The sequence below is a fragment of the Sphingomonas rustica genome (assembly GCF_039652585.1).
Classification (GTDB): domain Bacteria; phylum Pseudomonadota; class Alphaproteobacteria; order Sphingomonadales; family Sphingomonadaceae; genus Sphingomonas; species Sphingomonas rustica.
In genome coordinates, this window is the sequence record NZ_JBDIZK010000002.1 from 365022 (window position 1) to 384269 (window position 19248).

Here is a 19248-nt window from a genome sequence, read left to right on the forward strand (position 1 = left end):
GAAACATCGCGAAAGAGCGATTTTCGATCCGGCGCCAGCCCGCGCCGCTGTCAGAACCAGCGGTCGTGCATCCAGCGATCGGCGACCTGGCGTACCAGCGCGGGATAGCCGAGCCAGTCGGTGCCGATGATCGGCAGGTCCCAGTCGGCGATGGTCGCGGCGATGCCCCCGGCATCGATCTCGCGGCCCGCCGCCCGGGCGTGGCGGGCAAGCTCGAGCTCCTGGCCCCAGAAATAGATCGCGCCGGCATCCATGTTGGCCTGCATCCGTCGGACCTCGTCGACGCGCCCGTCGCTGACCAGCCACAGCCAGATGTCCGGCATCAGCAGGTCGACCGGCACGTCGGGCCGATAGTCCAGCGCATCACTGCGCGCGATGTGGACCTTCTCCCGCGCTTCTGGCGGCAGCTGGGCGAAGATGTCGAGCGCGTCATGCAGCGCGATCACGTCCGGATCGCGCTCGACGACCGTCACCCGCGTCACCTCGGGCAGCATCGCGGTGGCGGCTGCCGCCCAGCCGAGACCCAGGCCGAGGATCACCACATGCCCGCGCGCCAGGCGGATGCCGATTTCCTGGCTCTGGAGTTCGAGCGGGGTGATCGACATCCAGGTTTCTTCGTGTCGCATCAGCACCGGGAAGTCGCTGACCAGGCTCGCCGGGCTCCAATAGCCCTGGATCAGTGCGTGCCCGCCGACACGAAGCGTCCAGTCGCCGATGGTCATCGGTTGATAGCTCGGTACGAACAGATCGGTTTCGAACCGCGTCAGCGCGCTTGGCAGGGTCATCCGGATCGGCCGTCCTTGTCTTCCCCGTGTCGGGTGGCGTTGGTGACCGATTGGTCATGACCGCTCTTGTCGCTGAAAAAAGCGGCGGCGAACAGACCACATCCGAGCAGTACCGACAGGAATACGCCGGCGATCGTCGCAGTAACGATCACGAAATTGAGTTCGACGTAGAGCGAAAGATACCACAGCGCGCCGATCACCATCAGGACGCCGGCGAGGGCGATCCACTTCATCATCCGCTTGAATTCGGCCATTGCGGCCGGACGGTCGTTCGACATGCTGTCCACTCCTTCGCCATCATGCAGATGGTGCGCGCCGTTGCGCCAGGCAATCGGACATAATGCCCCAGTCCGGACACGTCCGTCACCGATGTGAGGGTTGGCCGCGCCAGGTGCAATGGCATGCGAGTTCCGCACGGCAAAGCCTTGAAAAGTAGAACGACCTATTCCCCGTGCCAGGACAGGGGCAGGAGCCATATCCATATGCCGTCAGGGCAGGCTGGCGCGCAGTTCCTCGATCCAGGGCCGGGCGACGCCGTCGGAGGGTGCGCGCCAGTCGCCGCGCGGGCTCAGGCCGCCGGCCGCCGAGACCTTGGGGCTGTTGGGCAGGGCCGACCGCTTGAACTGGCTCGTCTGGAAGAAGCGCCACAAGAAGCTCTCCAGCCATTTGGCGATGGTCGGCAGGTCATACTGGTTGCGGCCGGTATCGGGAAAGCCTTGGGGCCAGGCGCCGGCGTCGCGGTCTTGCCAGGCGTGCCAGGCGAGGAAGGCGATCTTGGACGGACGCAGGCCGTGACGGACGACATAATGGAGGAAAAAATCGTGCAGCTCATAGGGACCGATACGGTCCTGCGTGCTCTGCATCCTGCCCTCGGCATCGACCGGGACGAGTTCGGGCGAGATTTCGGTGTTCAGGATCGCGGTCAGCACTTCGGCTGCCTTGCCTTCGAACTGGCCGTCGCTGACCGTCCAGCGGATCAGGTGCTGGATCAGCGTCTTGGGCACGCCGGCATTCACGCCGTAATGGCTCATATGATCGCCGACGCCATAGGTGCACCAGCCCAGCGCCAGTTCGGACAGATCGCCGGTGCCGACGACGAAGCCTTCGCGCTGGTTGGCCAGGCGGAACAGATAGTCGGTGCGCAGGCCCGCCTGAACATTCTCGAACGTGACGTCATAGACCGGCTCGCCATCGGCATAGGGATGCCCCATGTCGCCCAGCATCTGTCGCGCGGCGGGACGGATATCGATCTCCTCGCCAGTGATGCCGATCGCGTCCATCAGCGCCCAGGCATTGCTCTTGGTATCCTCGCTGGTGGCAAAGCCGGGCATGGTGAAGCCGAGAATGTCCGACCGCGGCCGGCCGAGCCGATCCATGGCCCTGGCCGCAACGATCAGCGCGTGCGTGGAATCGAGGCCGCCCGAAATGCCCAGCACCAGCCGCTTGGCGCCAGTCGACTCGATCCGTTTGCGCAGCCCTTCGACCTGGATGTTGAAGGCCTCATAGCAATCGTCGGCCAGCCGGGCGGGATCGTTCGGCACGAACGGGAAGCGACGAATGGCGCGGCGCAGGCCCAGATCGGCATGATCGGCGCCATGCTCGAACGCGATCCGCCGGAACCGCGTCTCGGGATGCCCTGCGGCGGCGGCGGCGTCGTTGAACGTGCCGGTGCGCATCCGCTCCAGCCGCAGCCGCTCGAGGTCGAGGTCGGCATAGACGGTCTCGGTCGACAGGTCGAAACGTTGCGAGGTAGCGAGCAATTCGCCCAGCTCGTAGATCTCGCCCTGGCCGTCCCAGGCGAGGTCGGTCGTGCTCTCGCCCGGACCGGATGCCGAGTAGAGATAGGCCGAGGCGGTCCTGACCGATTGCGAGGCGGAAAGCAGGGCACGCTCGCGCGCCTTGCCGACGACGATATTCGATGCCGAAAGGTTGCACAGAACCAGCGCCCCGGCCAGCGCCCCCGCCGTGGAAGGCGGGGTGGGGGCCCAGTAATCCTCGCAGATCTCGATATGGAAGATGAAGTCCGCCAAGTCGGCGGCGGCGAAGACCAGGTCGGTCCCGAACGGTGCGGTCTGGCCTGCAAGCTGAATGTCCAGCCCGGCAAGCCCGGTGCCCGAGGCGAACCAGCGCTTCTCGTAATATTCGCGATAGTTGGGCAGGAAGCTTTTCGGCACCACGCCCAGGATGCGGCCGCGCGCGATGGCGAGACCGCAATTATAGACCCGGCCATTGCGACGCACCGCCGCGCCCACCACCAGGACCGGCTTCAGCATGCGGCTGGCCTCGACGATGCTGGCGATACCCGCCTCGGTCGCCGCGAGGATCGCGTCCTGCATGTGGAGATCGTCGATCGCGTAGCTGGTGACGTTCAGTTCGGGGAAGACCAGCAGGTCGGCGCCCTCGGCATGGCCCGCCTCGGCCAGCGCGATCGTCGACGCGGCGTTGGTCGCCGGATCCCCGGCGGTCGCCACGGGCGTGCACACGCCCGCACGGATCATGCCCTGGCGATGGATCGAATAGAAGTCGTGGGTATCGGCCATGGGTGCGGGACGCCTTCCTCAGCGCCCGGCGGCCTGCGCGCCGGCGGGTGCGGTACGGTTACCGCGCCGTCCTAGTCGCACGCACGGTCCCGTGCCAACCCCGCCGCTGTCGTGAGCGTTGCGTCAGGCCTTGGCGGAATAGATCATCCGGCCGGGGCCGAGCCGTTCGAACAGCTTCGCCAGATCCTGCTCGCCCACCGCGAAGCAGCCCTGGCTCCGGCCCAGCTTGCCCCATTTCGCGACCATGTCCGGGTTCGAATACCAGGCGCCGTGGATCACGATCGCACGGTCCAGCGCATTGTTGTTGGTCGGGTCGAGCCCCTCCAGCCGCTGCGACGTGCCATGCTTGCCGACATAATATTCGCTGGTGACGAACGCGCCTTCGCACGTCGCTTCCGACCCGACCGCGTTGGAGAAATTGTGCAGCAGGCCGGTATGCTCGCGGTCGGAGCCGACGCCGTGCGCGACCAGCATCGTTTCGACCTGACCGGTGCCCAGGTTCACGATGTGAAAGCGCGGGCGGTAGGACGGGATGGCGAAGTCGGCGATCGCGATGCGGTCATGCGATGCGATCCGCATCGAATGGCGGTTCAGCGAGGCGATGGCCTGACGGAACAGATCGGGGCGCACGCCCGTTGGTGCCGGACGATGCGACGCGGCCGGGCTCGCCTGGATCTGGGCAGCCGCCATCTCGACGCCTTCCGGGCGCTGAGGCGTCGCTGGCAAGGGCATCGGCCGGGCGGCGATCGGGACCGATCGCTGGGCGCAGGCCGTCACCACGGCGCCGCCGGCGGCGATCAGCCCGGTCTTGATGAGGGTCCGGCGCGTCTGCGCCGTGTCGAGAGACTTCATAGCTTTGGTCGTGCCCAATTCGTTTTCCCGCTGTGGAAAGATGTACCACATAGATCGGGTGCGAATTGCTGACATGCTGCCACATTGTCCGCCATTCGCCGCAGCGATGGCCCGGTTCGCCGAGTCGTGGCCCTATTTCCGAACCGAGTCAGTGGGTTGGTCCCGAAATGACACAGGGTCGGTATCGGATTCGCGCGGTTACCCAACAGTTTATTTGCCATTAACGATCTTGCGGCCGGGCGAGTCCGGCGGCGAGGGGAGTTCGCCGATGAAGGACTGGCAGGCGATCGCATGCATGCTCTGCGGGGCAGCCTCGCTGCTGGCCGCGCCGGCGCTGGCGCAGACCGGGACGTCGCGCAGCGAACCCGCCGAGGTCGAGTTCGTCCCGCTGAAACCCGGGCAGTTTCTCTGGTTCGAGCGCCCCGCCGCGATCGGCGGCGCGACCTCGTCGATCTCGATCATCGTCTCGATCTCGTCGCAGGTCATGTATGTCTATCGCGGCGAGGCGCTGATCGCCGTCAGCACGGTGTCGACCGGCAAGCGGGGCAAGGCGACGCCGGTCGGCGAGTTCACCATCCTGGAAAAGCGGGAATTTCACCGCTCCAACCTGTACAGCAATGCGCCGATGCCCTGGATGCAGCGCCTCACCTGGGACGGGATCGCGCTCCATGGCGGGCATCTGCCCGGTTATCCCGCCTCGCACGGATGCATCCGGATGCCCGCGGCCTTCGCCCGTCGGCTGTTCGACCTGACCCGCACGGGCGCGACCGTGTCGATCGTCGGCGATGCGGTTCCCAGGCGGTTGATGCGCCAGCCGGCGGTGCCGATGCTGGTCGCCGACCCGCGCGGCTTCACCGACGAACGCTGGAACGTCGTGACGGCCAGTGCGGAGCGTGCAGAGCCAGCGGTGCGCTGATCCTTCGGCCTGTCACATTCCTGCGCTAGCCCGGTCGGATGACGATGGGCTTCGACGATGCTGCACGCGCGCTGGTGGAGATCGGCCGTCGCTTCGACGCGCGCGGCTGGGCCCCCGCCACATCGGGCAATTACTCGGTCCGGCTGGACGATGGCAGCTTCGCGGTGACCCGGTCGGGCAGGCACAAGGGGCGGTTGCAGCCGGAAGACATCCTGCGCGTCGGTGCGGACGGCATCGTCATCGGAACCGGACGGTCGTCCGCCGAGACGGCGCTTCACCTGTCGCTCTACGGCCTGTTTCCCGGTGCGCACGCCGTGCTGCATGGCCATTCCGCCCGAACGGTCGGTTTCAGCAGGGCGGTGACTGCCAGCGAATGGCGGTTCACTGGTCACGAGATGCTGAAGGCGTTTCCCGGTATCGGCACGCATGATGCGGAGGTGCGGTTGCCGATCGTCGACAACAGCCAGGATATGAGCGTGATCGATGACGCGGTCGCGCCGTCGCTGGGCGCAGCCGATGTCGCGCCTGCCTATCTGATCCGGGGCCACGGTCTCTATGCCTGGGGCGCGGATCTGGACGAGGCGGAGCGCGTGATGGAAGCCACCGAATGGCTGATCGAATGCGAGCTTGCCGAGGCGGCATTCCGGAAGGGGCTGGCATGACGAGGCTGAGGATTTTTCCTATGCTCGACGGGCTTGATCCGGTCGAGACCGACGATCCGGCGGAGATCGCTCGGCGGCTTGCCGCGATCGGCGTCCGGTTCGAACAATGGCCGCTGCGTGACGTGGCGCGCGATGCCGACGGCGCGGCGGTGCTGGCGGCCTTCGCGCCGGAGATCGATCGGCTGAAGGCGGAGGGCGGCTATCGATCGGTCGATGTCATCCGCATGACGGCCGACCATCCGGAGCGCGCGGTCCTGAGGTCCAAATTCCTTTCCGAGCACCGGCATGCCGAGGACGAGGTCCGGTTCTTCGTCGAGGGGCAGGGGCTGTTCACGCTGCGCGACGACGATCGGGTCCATTCGGTGCTGTGCGAGGCGGGCGACCTGATCGCGGTGCCGGCGGGCACCCGTCACTGGTTCGACATGGGTCCGCACCCGCACTTCACCGCGATCCGGCTGTTCGTCGATCCGGCGGGATGGGTGGCGAATTTCACCGGCGATCCCATCGCCGACCGTTTTCCGCGCCACGAGGCTCCATGACCCAAGCGCCCCGCGCCATCCTGCTCGATATCGAGGGCACGACCAGCAGCATCGCCTTCGTGACCGACGTGCTGTTTCCCTATGCGCGCACCCATTTGCGGGCGTTCGTCGCGGCGAATGCCGGTCGCGTGGCTCCGATCCTCGCCCAGGTTCCGGGCGATCCGGTCGAGACGCTGCTGCGCTGGATGGACGAGGATCGCAAGGAAACGCCGCTCAAGGCGCTGCAGGGGATGATCTGGGCCGAGGGCTATGCCTCGGGCGCGCTGCAGGGCCATGTCTATCCCGATACCCCCGACGCGCTGCATCGGTGGCAGGCCAGGGGGATCCCGGTCCGGATCTACTCGTCGGGGTCGATCGAGGCGCAGAAGCTGATCTTCGGCCATTCGGTCGCGGGGGACCTGACCCCGCTGATCTCCGGATATTTCGATATGACGACGGGCCCGAAGCGGGAGGCCGGCTCCTATGCCGCGATCGCGCAGGCGACCGGCCTGGCGGTCGGCGACATGCTGTTCGTGTCCGATATCCAGGCGGAGGTGGACGCGGCACGCGCGGCGGGGATGCAGGCGCTGCTGATCGACCGGGACGGCCGGACCGGCGAGGTTTCCAGCCTGGCGGAAGTCCTGCCATGATCCTAGAGGGGCGGCAGACGCGATCGATCGCGCGCAGCGACGACGGCAGGGGCGTGCGCATCCTCGATCAGCGCAAGCTGCCCTGGGAAGTGTGCTGGGTGACGCTGCGCGATGCGCCCGGCGCCGCTACCGCCATATGCGAGATGTGGACGCGCGGTGCGCCGATGATCGGCGTCACCGCTGCCTATGGTCTGGCGATGGCGCTCGACGCCGATCCCGGCGATGCGGGGCTGGCAAATGCCCATGCGATGCTGCTGGAGACGCGGCCGACCGCGATCAACCTGCGCTGGGCGCTGGACAGTGTCCGGGCGGCCGTCGCGCCGCTACCGCCCGAGGCGCGCGCCGACGCCGCCTGGGGGCGTGCCGACGAGATTTGCGACGAGGATTCCGATCTGTGCCGCGCGATCGGCGAGCATGGGCTGGCGCTGATCCAGGCGCTCCATGCCCGGCATCCCGATCGGCCGGTGAACATCCTGACCCATTGCAACGCGGGATGGCTGGCGACGGTCGATTATGGCACCGCGACCGCGCCGATCTATCTGGCGCATGATGCGGGCATCCCGATCCATGTCTGGGTCGACGAGACCCGCCCGCGCAACCAGGGCGCGCTGCTGACCGCGTTCGAACTGCGCAATCACGGCGTGCCGCACACGGTCGTCACCGACAATGCCGGCGGTCTGCTGATGATGCAGGGCAAGGTGGACGCGGTCATCGTCGGGACCGATCGGGTGACCGCCAATGGCGACGTCTGCAACAAGATCGGCACCTATCTGAAGGCGCTGGCGGCGCACGACAATGGCGTGCCCTTCTATGTAGCGCTGCCCCATACGACCTTCGATCCGGCAACCGCGACCGGTGCCGAGGTGCCGATCGAGGAGCGCGACGCCGCCGAGGTGACCTGCGTGTCCGGCATGGGCAAGGCGGGGATCGAGACGGTCCGGCTGACCGAGTCCCCGGCGGCAAACCCCGCATTCGACATAACCCCGGCGCGGCTGGTGACCGCCTATATCACCGAGCGCGGCGTCCTCGACCGGGTCTGACCCGCCTCAGCCCAGCCGTGCGCGAAAATCCGCCATCCGCTCGATCGCCGCGTCCAGCGTGGCGTCTTCCTTGGCAAAGCACAGCCGGACGACATGGGTCGCCGGCGTCTCCGCATAGAAGACCGAAACCGGAATGCTCGCCACGCCCGCCTCGATCAGCGCCTCGCTGAAGCTGCGGTCGTCCATGGCGATGCCCGAGCCTGCGAGGTCGATGCTCAGGAAATAGGTCGCGGCGCTGGGAAGCGTGGCATAGCCGGCCGTTTTCAGCCCCTCCGCCAGCCGGTCGCGCGAGCGCTGGAACCGGTGACGCGTATCCTGCACCCAGCCATCCTGCGTTGCCAGGCCCTCGGCCACTGCCCATTGCAGATTGGGTGGCGTGGAAAAGGTCAGGAACTGATGCGCCTTGGCCAGCACCCGGGCGATCGGTGGCGCGGCGCACATCCAGCCCACCTTCCACCCGGTCAGCGCAAAGATCTTGCCGGCGGACCCGATCTTGACCGTACGCTCGCGCATGCCGGGAAAGCCGATCAGCGGCAGGTGGCGGGCACCGTCGAAGGTGACGTGCTCCCACACCTCGTCGCAGATAGCGATCACGTCGTGCGCGACGCAGAAGTCGGCGATCCCGGCCAGCGTTTCCGCTCCGACCATGCTGGCGGCCGGGTTCACCGGGTTGCAGATCAGCAGGAAGCGGGTGCGCGGGGTCACCAGCGCCTCCAGCGCGGCGCGGTCCAGCGTCCAGTGGGGCGGCTCCAGCCTCGCGTAGAGCGGCACGCCGCCCGCGCGCTGGATCAACGGCGCATAGGCGTCGTACAGCGGCTGGAGACAGATCACCTCGTCGCCCGGCTCGATCAGCGCAAGGAAGCTCGTCGCCAGCGCCTCGGTCGCGCCCGACGTCACGATGACTTCTTCGGGGCTCAGGTTCAGCCCTTGATGGCGGGCGTAATGATCGGCGACCGCGCGGCGCAGCTCGATCAGTCCGGGCATCGGCGGATATTGATTCGATCGTTCCCGAAGTGCCCGGGCCGCCGCCTCGACGACCGGTTCGCAGCCCAGGCCGTCGGGAAATCCCTGGCCCAGATTGATCGCGCCCGTCTCCCTGGCGCGGGCCGACATGGCTTCGAAGATGGTCGTGCCCATCGCGGCGTAGATCGGGTTCATGCGCTCAACCTAACATGCATAAATTGCATTCGTGCAACGGGATCGTTAGCCCTGGGTTCAGGCTGGAAGCGTAACAAGAGTCCGTCATGAGCACCGATAAAGCCCGCGAAACCCCGAAGACCAACTCCGCCGAGGACAAGCAGGAGGGCGAGACCCTTGCCGCCGTCCGCCAGCTGGCCGCGGATATCAAGCGCCGCGCGCCGACCAACCGCCAGCTGGGCGTCGGCGCCGCGATCGGCGTCGGCTCGGCCGCGGTCGTGGCCGCGCTGCTCTACTGGCGCGGCAACCGCAAGTAACCTCCACCGTACCGGCCGCGATCGACGCTTCAGGCGAAGATCGCGGTCAGGTCACCGTCGGGCACCGCCTCCTTGGTGTCGCGCAGTTCCAGCATCACGCTGGCAAGCATCGTCATGCCGCCCACCGCGACCAAGGCGTTCACCGTCCCGACAACCAGCGAGATGATCAGCGGGCTCGCCATGCCTAGGGTCGCCTGGTCCGCGAAATGCTGGAGCAGCGCGAGGACCGCAGCGCCGATCCAGAAGGGCAGCATGGCAAGAAAGATGCGGAACCCCGATCCCCTGGTCAGCACCCAGCTTCGCGCGAACGCCTCGATCAACCCTTCTCGTTCCAGGACGTACACCGGCACAGCGATCGACCAGCGGATCCAGAGCAGCAAGGCAAGAACCCCGGCGATTAAAATGATTGTAAATACAACTAATGGGATCGCCTGCAGGGCTGTGATCGACTGAAGCATCAGGACCAGCACGAACATCGTGATACCCGAGATCAATATTGACGCGATCCACGTGACGAGGATGATCGCGACGACTGGCAACATGAGTGAAAACCCCACGCCAAGCGCTTCACCGGCGGCGACTCGTTGGCGGGCATGATGGCGGAATGTGGCGTGCGACAGCGCGATTTGTAGCACCGCGTTGGTCAGCAGCCCGACGGCGCCGATGATCAGATAGGGCAACCAGAAGTCGAACCTCGAATAGTCGGGCATTCCATAGGGCGTGACCAAGGCAGCCTGCCGGCTCCACCAGATCGCCGCGAAGGGCGGTCCTCCGGCAAGCAGGAACGACGCGCCCAGATACAGCGGCGCGTTCGCGCCGATCGAGTCGAAGGTGCGCGAGATGACGGTCGAAATCTCGAATCGTCCGCGCTCGTCAGCGAGATAGGCCATGAACTTCCCCCTTCCAGCCGCCGCCCCCGTTGGCTGTCCTGGGAAAAGCTGAACAAAATCAGCGAGGCTGTCCAGTCTTCTGCGACTTTCAACTTGCCCGGTCCTGTACTAGAAGTCGGTGGGGAAGGGGACAGTGTGGCGAATTCGGCCTCGACGGCGAACGGGATCGCGGAGGCGCATCAGCGCCTGCTCGCAAATCGCGATATCCAGTTCGATCTCCCGCCCCCGCCGCAGGTCCAGGCTCCGCCGGTTCGGGGATCGTCGCCGTGGCTGGACTGGATCGGCACGATCGGCAGTTCCGCCGGCTGGTTGATGTGGGTGGCGATCGGGCTGTTCGCCGCGCTGATCCTGTTCGTGATCGTCCGCTCCCTGATCCGCAATCGCAGCCAGCGCGAGGCGCCCGCGATCGTCAAGTACGACCTGGCCGAGTGGCGGCCCGAGGAGAAGCAGGCCCGCGCGCTGCTGGCCGATGCCGACGCGCTGGCGGCCGAGGGGCGCTACGAAGAGGCTGCCCGTCTGCTGCTCCACCGCAGCCTCGACGACATTCGCAAGCGCAAGCCCAAGCTGCTCAAGCCGGCACTGACCAGCCGCGAGATCGGCCTGATCGATGGCTTGCCGTCGCCGGTCAGGAGCACCTTCCAGGTCATGGCCGGCGCGGTCGAGCGCAGCCTGTTCGCCGGGCGGCAGTTGAGCCGCGAGGCGTGGGAGGAAGCACGGGCGGCCTATGACGCCTTCGCGCTGAAGGGCAGCTGGGCATGAGCGCGACCGGCGACAGCGCACCGTTCAAGGGCAGGACCATCGCGATCGTGGCGATCGTCTCGATCGTTGCGTTCATCGCCTTCATGCTCCTGTCCGCCTATGAGGGGGATCTGCGTCCGCAGCGGGGCGTGGGCGCGCATGCCCTGTCCAATTCGGCGGTCGGGTTTTCCGGGGTCATCCAGCTTGCCCAGGCGACCGGCAGCACGGTCAGGACCAGCCGTGACCCCAGGGACGTTTTTTCCGACGGGCTGCTGGTCGTGACTCCGCAATTCGGCATGGACCCGGACGAACTGAAGCGCTTCGTCGAACGACGCGACGGACGCCAGACGCTGATCATCCTCCCCAAGCGGATCGTGCTCGCGCTGCCGCAGCGCCCCGGCTGGGTGCGCGAGGCGGCAGTGCTCCAGGCCGGCGAGTTGAACGCGATGCTGAAAGGTGTCGCCGACGTGACGGTCCGCGACGCCAGGGGCGGCCGGACGATCCAGGGCGCCACGCTCGAGCCGATCCTGAACGGTCCCTCGGGCGGTGCGCTTCTGGCGGCCGTGAAGGGCAGCGGCACCTATATCCTCGCCGATCCCGACGCACTGAACAATATGGGGTTGAAGACCCTGGCCGGCGCCGAGCGCGCGAGGGCGATCCTCGACGAGATGGAGATCGCCGAAGAGCCGATCCTGTTCGACCTCACGCTGGTCGGCCGAGGAGAAGGGCCAAGCCTGCTCAAGCTGGCGTTCGAGCCGCCCTATCTCCCCTTCACCCTGTGCCTCGCGCTGGCGACCCTGCTCGCGGCGCTTCATGCGTCGCGCCGGTTCGGACCGGCGCTGCATGAAGAGCGCAAGGTCGCGTTCGGCAAGCGTGCCATCGCCGAGAACGGCGTGGCGCTGCTGCGGCTGGCGCGCCGTCGCCATCGAACCGGTGCGCGCTATGTCGCGCTGACCCGCGAGGCGGTCGCGAGCGCGACCGGCGCACCGCCGGGACTGAACGGTGCCGAGCTCGACCGGTATCTCGACAGCCTGAGCCGCGAGGGCGAGCCCTTTACCAGTATCGCCGCGCGCGCGGCCGATGCCCCCGATACGCGCCGGCTGATGGCTGCCGTGCGCGACCTGTACAGCTGGAGAAGGACCGTGACCCGTGACCATCGATGACGTTAAGGCGCTGGGCGACAGCATCCGTGCCGAGATCGCCAAGGGCGTGGTGGGACAGGACGAGGCGGTCGAGCTGATGCTCGTCGCGCTGTTCGCCTCGGGCCATATCCTGCTGGAGGGCCCGCCGGGCACTGCCAAGACCTTCCTGGCGCAGTGTTTCTCGCGCGCGGCGGGGCTGGATTATGGCCGTATCCAGTTCACCCCAGACCTGCTGCCGGGCGACATTCTGGGGTCGAACCTGTTCAACTTCCAGACTTCGCAGTTCACGCTGACGCGCGGGCCGATCTTCACCGAGCTGTTGCTGGCCGATGAGATCAACCGCACCCCGCCAAAGACCCAGGCGGCCTTGCTGGAGGCGATGCAGGAGCGGGTGGTCACGATCGACGGCGAGGATCACAGGCTGAGCGATCGGTTCATGGTCGTCGCCACCCAGAACCCGATCGAGAATCAGGGGGTCTATCCGCTGCCCGAGGCGCAGCTCGACCGCTTCCTGTTCAAATATGAGTTCAGCTATCCCAGCGCGGAGGAAGAACGGCGGATCGTCGCCGCGCACGGCAATCGCTTCGGCATGCCCAAGCCCGACGAATGGGGCGTCGCCCGCGTGGCCGATGCCGTGACGATCCGTGCCGCCGCCGACATCGTCGCGGCCAACACGCTGGCGGACGAGGTCATCGACTATGTCGTCCGCCTGATCCGCGCCACCCGATCGACCGGCGACCTCCAGACGGGCGCGAGTCCGCGTGCCGCGGCGATGCTTGCCGCGGCGGCCCGCGCGCGTGCCGCGCTGGACGGTCGCGACTATGTGCTGCCCGACGACGTCAAGGCGCTTGCCCCCGCGGCGTTGCGCCACCGCGTCATCCTGTCGCCCGCGGCCGAGATCGATGGCCGCAAGGTCGATACCATCCTCGCGGGGCTGATCGAGCAGACCGAGGCGCCGCGCTGATGATCCCGACCCGCCGGGGCGTATTGCTGATGGCTGCCGGCGCCCCCCTGGGGTTGCTGGTCGGCATTTTCGCACCTGCGCTCTGGTATCTCGGCCTGGTCTGGATCCTGGTCGCGCTGACGCTGATCATGCTCGACTGGCTTATGGCCGGGAGGGCTCCGGCGACCGAAGTGACCTGTCCGGGCGCGGTGGAGGTCGGGCAGGTGCTGAGCGTCACCGTGACTCTCGACCCCGAGGGCGCATTGCCCGCCGGCACCGAGATCGCTTTGGGCACCGGGCGCAAGCTGGTGCCCGTCGCCGACAACCGGGTGGCTCTGCGCCCCGACCAGCGTCAGGTCGCCATTGCCTTCTCGGCAGCGCGGCGTGGCCGCGATGCGATCGAGCGGCTGTGGATTCGCTGGACCGGGCCGATGGGTCTGGTGTGGCAGCAGCGCGAGATCGCGACGGACAGGCCCGTCATGATCACCCCGGACATCCGATCGGTGCGCGAGGGGGCATCGGTGATGCTGCGCGAATCGCAGATGGCCGAGATGGCGCGGATCGACCGCGGCGAGGGCAGCGAGTTCGAGGCGCTGACCGAATGGCGCAGCGGCATGGAGCGGCGCTCGATCGACTGGCGGCACAGCGCGCGCCACCTGAAGCTGCTGGCGCGTGAATTCCGCATCGAGCGCAACAACAATATCGTGTTCGCGATCGATTCGGGCCGGGTGATGTGCGAACCGGTCGATGGGCTGCCGCGCGTCGACCGCGCCATTTCGGCTGCACTGCTGGCAGCCTATTCGGCACTGCGCCTGGGCGACCGCGTCGCGCTGTTCGGCTATGATTCACGGCCGCGCATTTCGTCCGGGCTGGTCTCCAGCGTTCAGGCGTTTCCGCTGATGCAGCGGCTGGCTGCCGAACTCGACTATTCGATTGCCGAGACCAATCACACGCTGGGCCTCGCCACGCTTGCGGGATCGCTCAACCGCCGCTCGCTGATCGTCGTGTTTACCGAGTTCACCGACCAGACCGGTGCCGAGCTGATGATGCGGGCGGTGGCGAACCTGACCGGCACCCACTTGGTGCTGTTCGTCGTCCTGCGTGATGCCGAGCTGGAGGACATGGCCGAGGCCGAGCCGCAGTCCGTCGACGACGTCGCGCTTGCCGTGACCGCGGCGGCACTGCTGCGCGAACGCCGCCTGGTGATTTCCCGGCTTCGCCATCTGGGCATCCACGTCGTCGAGGCCCGCTATAACGAGGTCGGCCACGCCCTTGTCCGCCAATATCTTGAATTCAAGCGGAGGAACCTGCTGTGAGCGCGCTTGCCCCCGGCGGACCGGCCGGCAGCGCCACGCGGTTTCGCGAAGCGCGCGAGGCCGACTGGACGCGACTGGAACAGCTGCTCGACCGGATCGAGAAGGGCAAGGCGGGGTCGCTGTCCGACGAAGATCTGTTCGAGCTGCCGGTGCTCTACCGCGCGACGCTGTCGTCGCTGTCGGTGGCGCGCGAGACCTCGCTCGACGTCGATCTGGTCGCCTATCTCGAATCGCTTTCGACCCGCGCCTATTTCATCCTGTACGGCGTCCATGCGCCGTTCCTCGGGCGGCTTGCCAAGTTCTTCGGCAGCGACTGGCCGCTTTCGGTCCGCTCGATCTGGCGCGAGACGGTGCTGGCGACGCTGACCTTCTTCCTGGGGGCGATTGCCGCCTATTTCCTGGTGCGTGCGGATCCGAGCTGGTTCAACGCCGTGATCTCCCCCGACTTTGCGGGGGGACGCGATCCGACCGCAAGCAAGGAATTCCTGCGCGACGGGCTCTATTCCAACACGGGCCATACCGGCGGCCTGCTCGGCCTGTTCGCGACCCAGTTGTTCCTCAACAACAGCTGGGTGTCGCTGCGCTGCTATGCGCTCGGCTTCGCGTTCGGCGTGCCCACCCTGCTGCTGCTGATCGTGAACGGCGCGATGCTGGGTGCACTGATGGCGGTCTATATTCCCAAGGATCTGGGCTGGAACCTGGCCGGCTGGCTGTCGATCCACGGCACGACCGAGATATTCGCGATCGTGATCTCGGGGGGCGCCGGGTTCAGGATCGGGTGGGCGGCCGCCTTTCCCGGACGCGTAAGCCGGCTTCAGTCGGTCATCGCGGCCGGCCGGACCACCGGCTTCGCGATGCTGGGCGTCGTGATGATGCTGGTCCTGGCCGGCGTGCTGGAGGGGTTCGGACGCCAGCTGATCCGCGACGACGGCGCGCGGTTCGGGATCGGCGGCATCGCGCTAGTGCTGTGGCTCTGCTATTTCTACGTCATGCCGCTGCGCGGGAAGGACGATGCGAATGGCTGACAAGCCGCACCGCACCCTGCAGCGCGAATTCATCACCTCCGAAGGCGTCGACCTGCGGCTGACACTGGCCAGTGCGGGCGAGCGGGCGGGCGCATTCCTGATCGACGCGGCGATCATCTTCGGCGCGTTCATCGCGCTCGTGCTCCTCACCGCACTGATCATGGCCGGGCGCGCCACGGGATCGGAATATCTGTTCTCGATCGTCCTGCTGGTTTTCTTCTTCCTGCGCAGCGGCTATTTCGTCGCGTTCGAGCTGGGCAGCCGGGCGGCGACCCCGGGCAAGCGCGCGATGCGCCTGCGGGTCGTCGCGCGCGACGGCGGACGGCTAAGCGGCGAGGCGGTCGTCGCGCGCAACGCATTGCGCGAGATCGAGGTCGGGATCCCGTTCCTGTTCCTGCTCGGCAATGCCTTCTCGTCGGACGGATCGGACACCTGGACCAACTATGCCGCGCTCGCCTGGGTCGCGCTGTTCACCTTCTTCCCGCTGTTCAACCGCGACCGGATGCGGGTCGGCGACCTGATCGCCGGCACCTGGGTGGTGCGCACCCCGCGGCGAAAGCTGGGGGTCAGCGTCGTCCACGCGCATGTCGAGCCAAGCTTCGTGTTCACCGAGGAGCAGCTGGCGGCTTATGGCGAATTCGAGCTGCAGAAGCTGGAGGAAGTGCTGCGGCGCGAGGACGAGTTGTCGCTGATCGTCGTCGCCCAGGCGATCCAGCGGCGGATCGGCTGGACTGGAGGTGGGGACGATATGGAGTTCCTACAGGCCTATTACGCTGCGCTGTGCCAGCGGCTGGAGCGCAACATGCTGTTCGGCAAGCGGCGCGCGAACAAATATGAGCAGGCCTGACGCGGCGGACGTGCCGCCGTTCCTGACGGCGGCCGGTCTTGCCGCGGATCTCGAGCGACTGGGCGTCGTCGCCGGCGACATGGTGATGGTCCATGCGGCGATGGGCCGGGTCGGCGATCTGATCGGTGGGCCCGACACGCTGATCGACGCCTTGCTGTCCGTCGTCGGAAGCGCGGGGACGCTGATCGGCTATACCGACTGGAATGCGCGGTACGAGGACCTGCTGGACGCCGACGGGCGGGTGCCCGATGCCTGGCGCCCGCACATCCCGCCGTTCGACCCGCTGTCGTCGCGCGCGATCCGCCACAATGGCACGCTGCAGGAATTCCTGCGCACCCGCCCGGGCGCGCGGCGCAGCGCAAGTCCCGGACCGTCGGTGACCGCGATCGGTGCGCGTGCGGACGACGTCACTGCCGACCATCCGATCGACTATGGCTATGGCCCCGGATCGCCGCTGGCGAAGCTGGTTGCCGCAGGAGGCAAGGTCGCGATGATCGGCGCGCCCCTCGACACGATGACATTGCTGCACCATGCCGAGCATCTGGCAGCCATCCCGGGCAAGCGCATCCGGCGCTATGAGGTGCCGTTCGCCACGCCGGGAGTAACCGAGTGGCGCATGGTCGAGGAGTTCGACACCGGCGACCCGGTGGTCGACGGGCTGGACGAGGATTATTTCGCGACCATCGTCGAGGCGTTTCTGGCGTCGGGGCAGGGCGCGCGCGGCATGGTGGGCCGGGCGCCCTCGGTGCTGGTCGATGCCGCTGCGATCACCGAGTTCGCGGTGCGGTGGCTGGAGGCCGAAGTCCCCGGCTGATCGGCGATGCGGGCTTTGCCCGCGGCGCCGGCGGGACTAGGACGGTGGCCTAATTTGCGAGAGTCGAATGGGCCTCAACCTGCTGCTGGTCGAAGATGACGCCACGCTCGCCGCGAGCATGGTCGAGGAACTGGAGACGTTCGGTCACGCCACCGTCGTCGCGCCCGACGGCCAGGCCGCGATCGTGGCGGTGGCCGATGCGGCATTCGACGCGATCATTCTCGACCGGATGCTGCCCGTCTTCGACGGGGTTTCGGTCCTCACCCGGCTGCGCCGCGAGGGGGTGATCGTGCCGGTCATCATGCTGACCGCGCTGGGCCGATCGGTGGAGAAGGTGGAGGGGCTGGAGGCCGGCGCCGACGATTATGTGGTGAAGCCGGTCACCGCCGAGGAGCTGAATGCGCGGATCCATGCGCTGATCCGGGCCCGTCGCTGGAATGTCGAGCGCGACGCGGACACGCTGCGCGCCGGCAACCTCACGATCAGCCCGGCCAAGTTTCGCGCGTGGCGCGACGGCAAGCCGATCGACCTGCCCAAGGTCGAGTTCAACCTGCTGGCCGAACTGGCACGCAATGCCGACACGGTCATGACTCGCGCAATGCTGATCGAGCGGGTGTGGGGCTATGATTTCGAACCGACGACCAACATCGTCGACACCTATATCCGCCGGCTGCGGGTGCGGCTGATGGCGGACGGGGGCGAGGATCCGATCCTGACGGTGCGCGGCGTCGGCTATAGCTTGAGAGGGTGAGCAGTGCGGCTGCGCTCGCTCAAGGCGCTGGCCGCCGCCTTCCTGCTGATCTTTCTCGGCGTCACGGTCGCCACCGGGCTGATGGTGAACGCGGCCAGCCGGGCGACGATCGCGCAGCTGGTCGACCGGCGCATCGCGACCGAGAGCAGCAATGTGATCGGCCCGTCGCCGGTCGATCCGGTGCGGGTCGCCGCACGGATCGAGGAGTTCTCACAGCAGCGGGACACGGGCGATATCGGGTTCGAGCTTCGTGACGGCTCAGGCTGGCACATTGCGGGCAATGTGTCGCTCGATCGGCGCCTGCCGATGGGCTTTTCCACGATCGGCGAGAGCGTCCGGATCAAGGGGCTGAGCCACGGTCGCGCGCTGGTGCGCGACATCGGCGGCGGGATGACGCTGACCACCATCGCCGAGACCGAGCCGTTCGATCATTACAGCGCCGAGCGTGTCCGGATCTACCTGATCGGGTTCGGGTCGATCATCGTCGTGGTGGTCGCCGCGACCCTCCTGTTCGGTCGGATCGTATCGCGCCGGATCGCGGCGCTTCGCGCGACCGCAAACGCGATCATTGACGGCGACCTGCAGCGCCGCGTGCCGACCGACGGGAGCGACAGCGAGTTCGACCGCCAGGCGCGCACCTTCAACCGGATGCTCGACCGGATCGGCGACTTGATGGCCGAGATCGGCAATCTGTCGAACGAGATCGCGCACGACCTGCGCACGCCGCTGGCGCGGCTTCGCGCGCAGTTGCTCCGGCTCTCGCGCCGGATCGGTGACGACGCGCTGCGCGACGAGGTCGACCGGGCGATTGCGCAGAGCGACGAGATCCTGGCGATGTTCGCCGCCATCATGCGGATCGCGGAGATCGAGGGCGGCGCGCGGCGGGCGGGGTTTGCGCCGCTCGACCTGACCGGGCTGGTGGAGGAGGTCTGCGCGACCATGGGGCCGATCGCCGAGGACGAAGGGCACAGCCTGATCGTCGCCGCGACCGATCCGGTTCGCCTGGTCGCCGATCGCCAATTGCTCAGCCAGGCGCTGATCAACCTGATCGAGAATGGCATTCGCCACACCCCGGCCGGCAGCACGATCCGCGTGTCGGTGGTTGCCGACACCCGGTTCGTGGTGATGCGCGTTGCCGATGATGGGCCTGGGATCGCGCCGGACCAGCATGCGCAGGCGCTGCGCCGGTTCGGTCGGACGGATGCCAGCCGCTCGCGCCCCGGCCACGGCCTGGGGCTTCCGCTGGTCGCGGCGATCGCGCGGCTGCACGGCGGCAGCGTTGAACTGGCCAATGCGGATCCAGGCCTGGCGGTGTCGGTATTGCTGTCGCGAACCGACGGGATGCCGGGCACGAAAAAGGGGTGA

21 protein-coding genes are annotated in these 19248 nt (G+C 67.3%); 15 read left to right on the forward strand and 6 right to left on the reverse strand.

Annotation, left to right across the window (positions count from 1 at the left end; genetic code table 11):
- Positions 1–50 precede the first annotated feature (50 nt).
- The 4 genes from TPR58_RS04620 to TPR58_RS04635 all read right to left on the reverse strand — a co-directional run bounded on the left by TPR58_RS04620 (position 51) and on the right by TPR58_RS04635 (position 4177).
- Entirely contained in the window at positions 51–785 is a 735-nt protein-coding gene (locus tag TPR58_RS04620) for a polyamine aminopropyltransferase (protein ID WP_346245443.1), read from the reverse strand.
- On the reverse strand, positions 782–1201 hold the full coding sequence (locus tag TPR58_RS04625) for a hypothetical protein (protein WP_346245444.1): 420 nt from the start codon (positions 1199–1201) through the stop codon (positions 782–784). Before TPR58_RS04625 ends, TPR58_RS04620 begins: the two co-directional genes overlap by 4 nt.
- A gap of 72 nt (positions 1202–1273) precedes the next feature.
- A complete protein-coding gene (locus TPR58_RS04630) occupies positions 1274–3325 on the reverse strand; it encodes an NAD(+) synthase (RefSeq protein WP_346245445.1) in 2052 nt (683 codons plus the stop codon).
- 123 nt (positions 3326–3448) lie between these two features.
- Positions 3449–4177: a murein L,D-transpeptidase catalytic domain family protein gene (locus tag TPR58_RS04635; protein WP_346245446.1), complete on the reverse strand. Its 729-nt coding sequence runs from the start codon at positions 4175–4177 to the stop codon at positions 3449–3451.
- 268 nt (positions 4178–4445) lie between these two features.
- Between TPR58_RS04635 and TPR58_RS04640 the strand changes: the two genes are divergently transcribed.
- From TPR58_RS04640 to mtnA, 5 genes are read left to right on the forward strand one after another with little or no spacing between them, the layout of a single operon-like run.
- Positions 4446–5093 (forward strand): L,D-transpeptidase family protein, encoded by a 648-nt coding sequence (locus tag TPR58_RS04640; protein WP_346245447.1) that lies wholly within the window; start codon positions 4446–4448, stop codon positions 5091–5093.
- 38 nt (positions 5094–5131) lie between these two features.
- Complete coding sequence (gene mtnB / locus TPR58_RS04645; protein WP_346245448.1) at positions 5132–5755, forward strand: methylthioribulose 1-phosphate dehydratase; 624 nt, start codon at positions 5132–5134, stop codon at positions 5753–5755.
- 20 nt (positions 5756–5775) lie between these two features.
- The gene (locus tag TPR58_RS04650) at positions 5776–6294 is read left to right on the forward strand and encodes a 1,2-dihydroxy-3-keto-5-methylthiopentene dioxygenase (RefSeq protein ID WP_346245449.1); all 519 of its coding nucleotides are present in this window, start codon (positions 5776–5778) and stop codon (positions 6292–6294) included.
- Positions 6291–6923: an acireductone synthase gene (gene mtnC / locus TPR58_RS04655; protein ID WP_346245450.1), complete on the forward strand. Its 633-nt coding sequence runs from the start codon at positions 6291–6293 to the stop codon at positions 6921–6923. Before TPR58_RS04650 ends, mtnC begins: the two co-directional genes overlap by 4 nt.
- Entirely contained in the window at positions 6920–7963 is a 1044-nt protein-coding gene (mtnA, locus tag TPR58_RS04660; RefSeq protein ID WP_346245451.1) for an S-methyl-5-thioribose-1-phosphate isomerase, read from the forward strand. Before mtnC ends, mtnA begins: the two co-directional genes overlap by 4 nt.
- 6 nt (positions 7964–7969) lie before the next feature.
- Here mtnA and TPR58_RS04665 read toward each other — a convergent pair whose 3' ends face one another.
- Positions 7970–9121, reverse strand: coding sequence for an aminotransferase (locus TPR58_RS04665; RefSeq protein ID WP_346245452.1), 1152 nt, complete (start codon positions 9119–9121; stop codon positions 7970–7972).
- A gap of 86 nt (positions 9122–9207) precedes the next feature.
- Between TPR58_RS04665 and TPR58_RS04670 the strand changes: the two genes are divergently transcribed.
- Positions 9208–9417 (forward strand): hypothetical protein, encoded by a 210-nt coding sequence (locus tag TPR58_RS04670; protein WP_346245453.1) that lies wholly within the window; start codon positions 9208–9210, stop codon positions 9415–9417.
- A gap of 29 nt (positions 9418–9446) precedes the next feature.
- On the opposite strand, the gene TPR58_RS04675 is transcribed toward TPR58_RS04670, so the two are convergent.
- On the reverse strand, positions 9447–10307 hold the full coding sequence (locus TPR58_RS04675; protein WP_346245454.1) for a hypothetical protein: 861 nt from the start codon (positions 10305–10307) through the stop codon (positions 9447–9449).
- A gap of 135 nt (positions 10308–10442) precedes the next feature.
- Here TPR58_RS04675 and TPR58_RS04680 point away from each other — a divergent pair, with 135 nt between their 5' ends.
- The 9 genes from TPR58_RS04680 to TPR58_RS04720 all read left to right on the forward strand — a co-directional run bounded on the left by TPR58_RS04680 (position 10443) and on the right by TPR58_RS04720 (position 19248).
- On the forward strand, positions 10443–11066 hold the full coding sequence (locus TPR58_RS04680; RefSeq protein ID WP_346245455.1) for a hypothetical protein: 624 nt from the start codon (positions 10443–10445) through the stop codon (positions 11064–11066).
- Complete coding sequence (locus TPR58_RS04685; RefSeq protein ID WP_346245456.1) at positions 11063–12208, forward strand: DUF4350 domain-containing protein; 1146 nt, start codon at positions 11063–11065, stop codon at positions 12206–12208. Before TPR58_RS04680 ends, TPR58_RS04685 begins: the two co-directional genes overlap by 4 nt.
- The gene (locus tag TPR58_RS04690; RefSeq protein WP_346245457.1) at positions 12195–13151 is read left to right on the forward strand and encodes an AAA family ATPase; all 957 of its coding nucleotides are present in this window, start codon (positions 12195–12197) and stop codon (positions 13149–13151) included. Before TPR58_RS04685 ends, TPR58_RS04690 begins: the two co-directional genes overlap by 14 nt.
- Complete coding sequence (locus tag TPR58_RS04695) at positions 13151–14446, forward strand: DUF58 domain-containing protein (protein ID WP_346245458.1); 1296 nt, start codon at positions 13151–13153, stop codon at positions 14444–14446. Before TPR58_RS04690 ends, TPR58_RS04695 begins: the two co-directional genes overlap by 1 nt.
- A complete protein-coding gene (locus TPR58_RS04700) occupies positions 14443–15471 on the forward strand; it encodes a stage II sporulation protein M (protein WP_346245459.1) in 1029 nt (342 codons plus the stop codon). Before TPR58_RS04695 ends, TPR58_RS04700 begins: the two co-directional genes overlap by 4 nt.
- On the forward strand, positions 15464–16318 hold the full coding sequence (locus tag TPR58_RS04705; protein WP_346245460.1) for an RDD family protein: 855 nt from the start codon (positions 15464–15466) through the stop codon (positions 16316–16318). The genes TPR58_RS04700 and TPR58_RS04705 overlap by 8 nt, the downstream gene beginning before the upstream one ends.
- The gene (gene aac(3), locus TPR58_RS04710; protein ID WP_346245461.1) at positions 16305–17132 is read left to right on the forward strand and encodes an aminoglycoside 3-N-acetyltransferase; all 828 of its coding nucleotides are present in this window, start codon (positions 16305–16307) and stop codon (positions 17130–17132) included. The genes TPR58_RS04705 and aac(3) overlap by 14 nt, the downstream gene beginning before the upstream one ends.
- A gap of 67 nt (positions 17133–17199) precedes the next feature.
- Positions 17200–17883, forward strand: coding sequence for a response regulator transcription factor (locus tag TPR58_RS04715; RefSeq protein WP_346245462.1), 684 nt, complete (start codon positions 17200–17202; stop codon positions 17881–17883).
- A gap of 3 nt (positions 17884–17886) precedes the next feature.
- Positions 17887–19248 carry a sensor histidine kinase gene (locus tag TPR58_RS04720; RefSeq protein WP_346245463.1) on the forward strand — a complete coding sequence of 454 codons (1362 nt, stop codon included), beginning with the start codon at positions 17887–17889 and terminating at the stop codon, positions 19246–19248.

What these genes read in the sequence shown, in the direction of transcription:
- TPR58_RS04640 (WP_346245447.1), top strand. Translation starts at nt 4,446, where the DNA reads ATGAAGGACTGGCAGGCGATCGCATGCATGCTCTGCGGGGCAGCCTCG.
- TPR58_RS04650 (WP_346245449.1), top strand. Translation starts at nt 5,776, where the DNA reads ATGCTCGACGGGCTTGATCCGGTCGAGACCGACGATCCGGCGGAGATC.
- TPR58_RS04620 (WP_346245443.1), bottom strand. Translation starts at nt 785, where the DNA reads ATGACCCTGCCAAGCGCGCTGACGCGGTTCGAAACCGATCTGTTCGTA.
- TPR58_RS04695 (WP_346245458.1), top strand. Translation starts at nt 13,151, where the DNA reads ATGATCCCGACCCGCCGGGGCGTATTGCTGATGGCTGCCGGCGCCCCC.
- TPR58_RS04670 (WP_346245453.1), top strand. Translation starts at nt 9,208, where the DNA reads ATGAGCACCGATAAAGCCCGCGAAACCCCGAAGACCAACTCCGCCGAG.
- TPR58_RS04705 (WP_346245460.1), top strand. Translation starts at nt 15,464, where the DNA reads ATGGCTGACAAGCCGCACCGCACCCTGCAGCGCGAATTCATCACCTCC.
- TPR58_RS04630 (WP_346245445.1), bottom strand. Translation starts at nt 3,325, where the DNA reads ATGGCCGATACCCACGACTTCTATTCGATCCATCGCCAGGGCATGATC.
- TPR58_RS04635 (WP_346245446.1), bottom strand. Translation starts at nt 4,177, where the DNA reads ATGAAGTCTCTCGACACGGCGCAGACGCGCCGGACCCTCATCAAGACC.
- TPR58_RS04675 (WP_346245454.1), bottom strand. Translation starts at nt 10,307, where the DNA reads ATGGCCTATCTCGCTGACGAGCGCGGACGATTCGAGATTTCGACCGTC.
- TPR58_RS04715 (WP_346245462.1), top strand. Translation starts at nt 17,200, where the DNA reads ATGGGCCTCAACCTGCTGCTGGTCGAAGATGACGCCACGCTCGCCGCG.
- mtnA (WP_346245451.1), top strand. Translation starts at nt 6,920, where the DNA reads ATGATCCTAGAGGGGCGGCAGACGCGATCGATCGCGCGCAGCGACGAC.
- mtnC (WP_346245450.1), top strand. Translation starts at nt 6,291, where the DNA reads ATGACCCAAGCGCCCCGCGCCATCCTGCTCGATATCGAGGGCACGACC.
- TPR58_RS04685 (WP_346245456.1), top strand. Translation starts at nt 11,063, where the DNA reads ATGAGCGCGACCGGCGACAGCGCACCGTTCAAGGGCAGGACCATCGCG.
- mtnB (WP_346245448.1), top strand. Translation starts at nt 5,132, where the DNA reads ATGACGATGGGCTTCGACGATGCTGCACGCGCGCTGGTGGAGATCGGC.
- TPR58_RS04665 (WP_346245452.1), bottom strand. Translation starts at nt 9,121, where the DNA reads ATGAACCCGATCTACGCCGCGATGGGCACGACCATCTTCGAAGCCATG.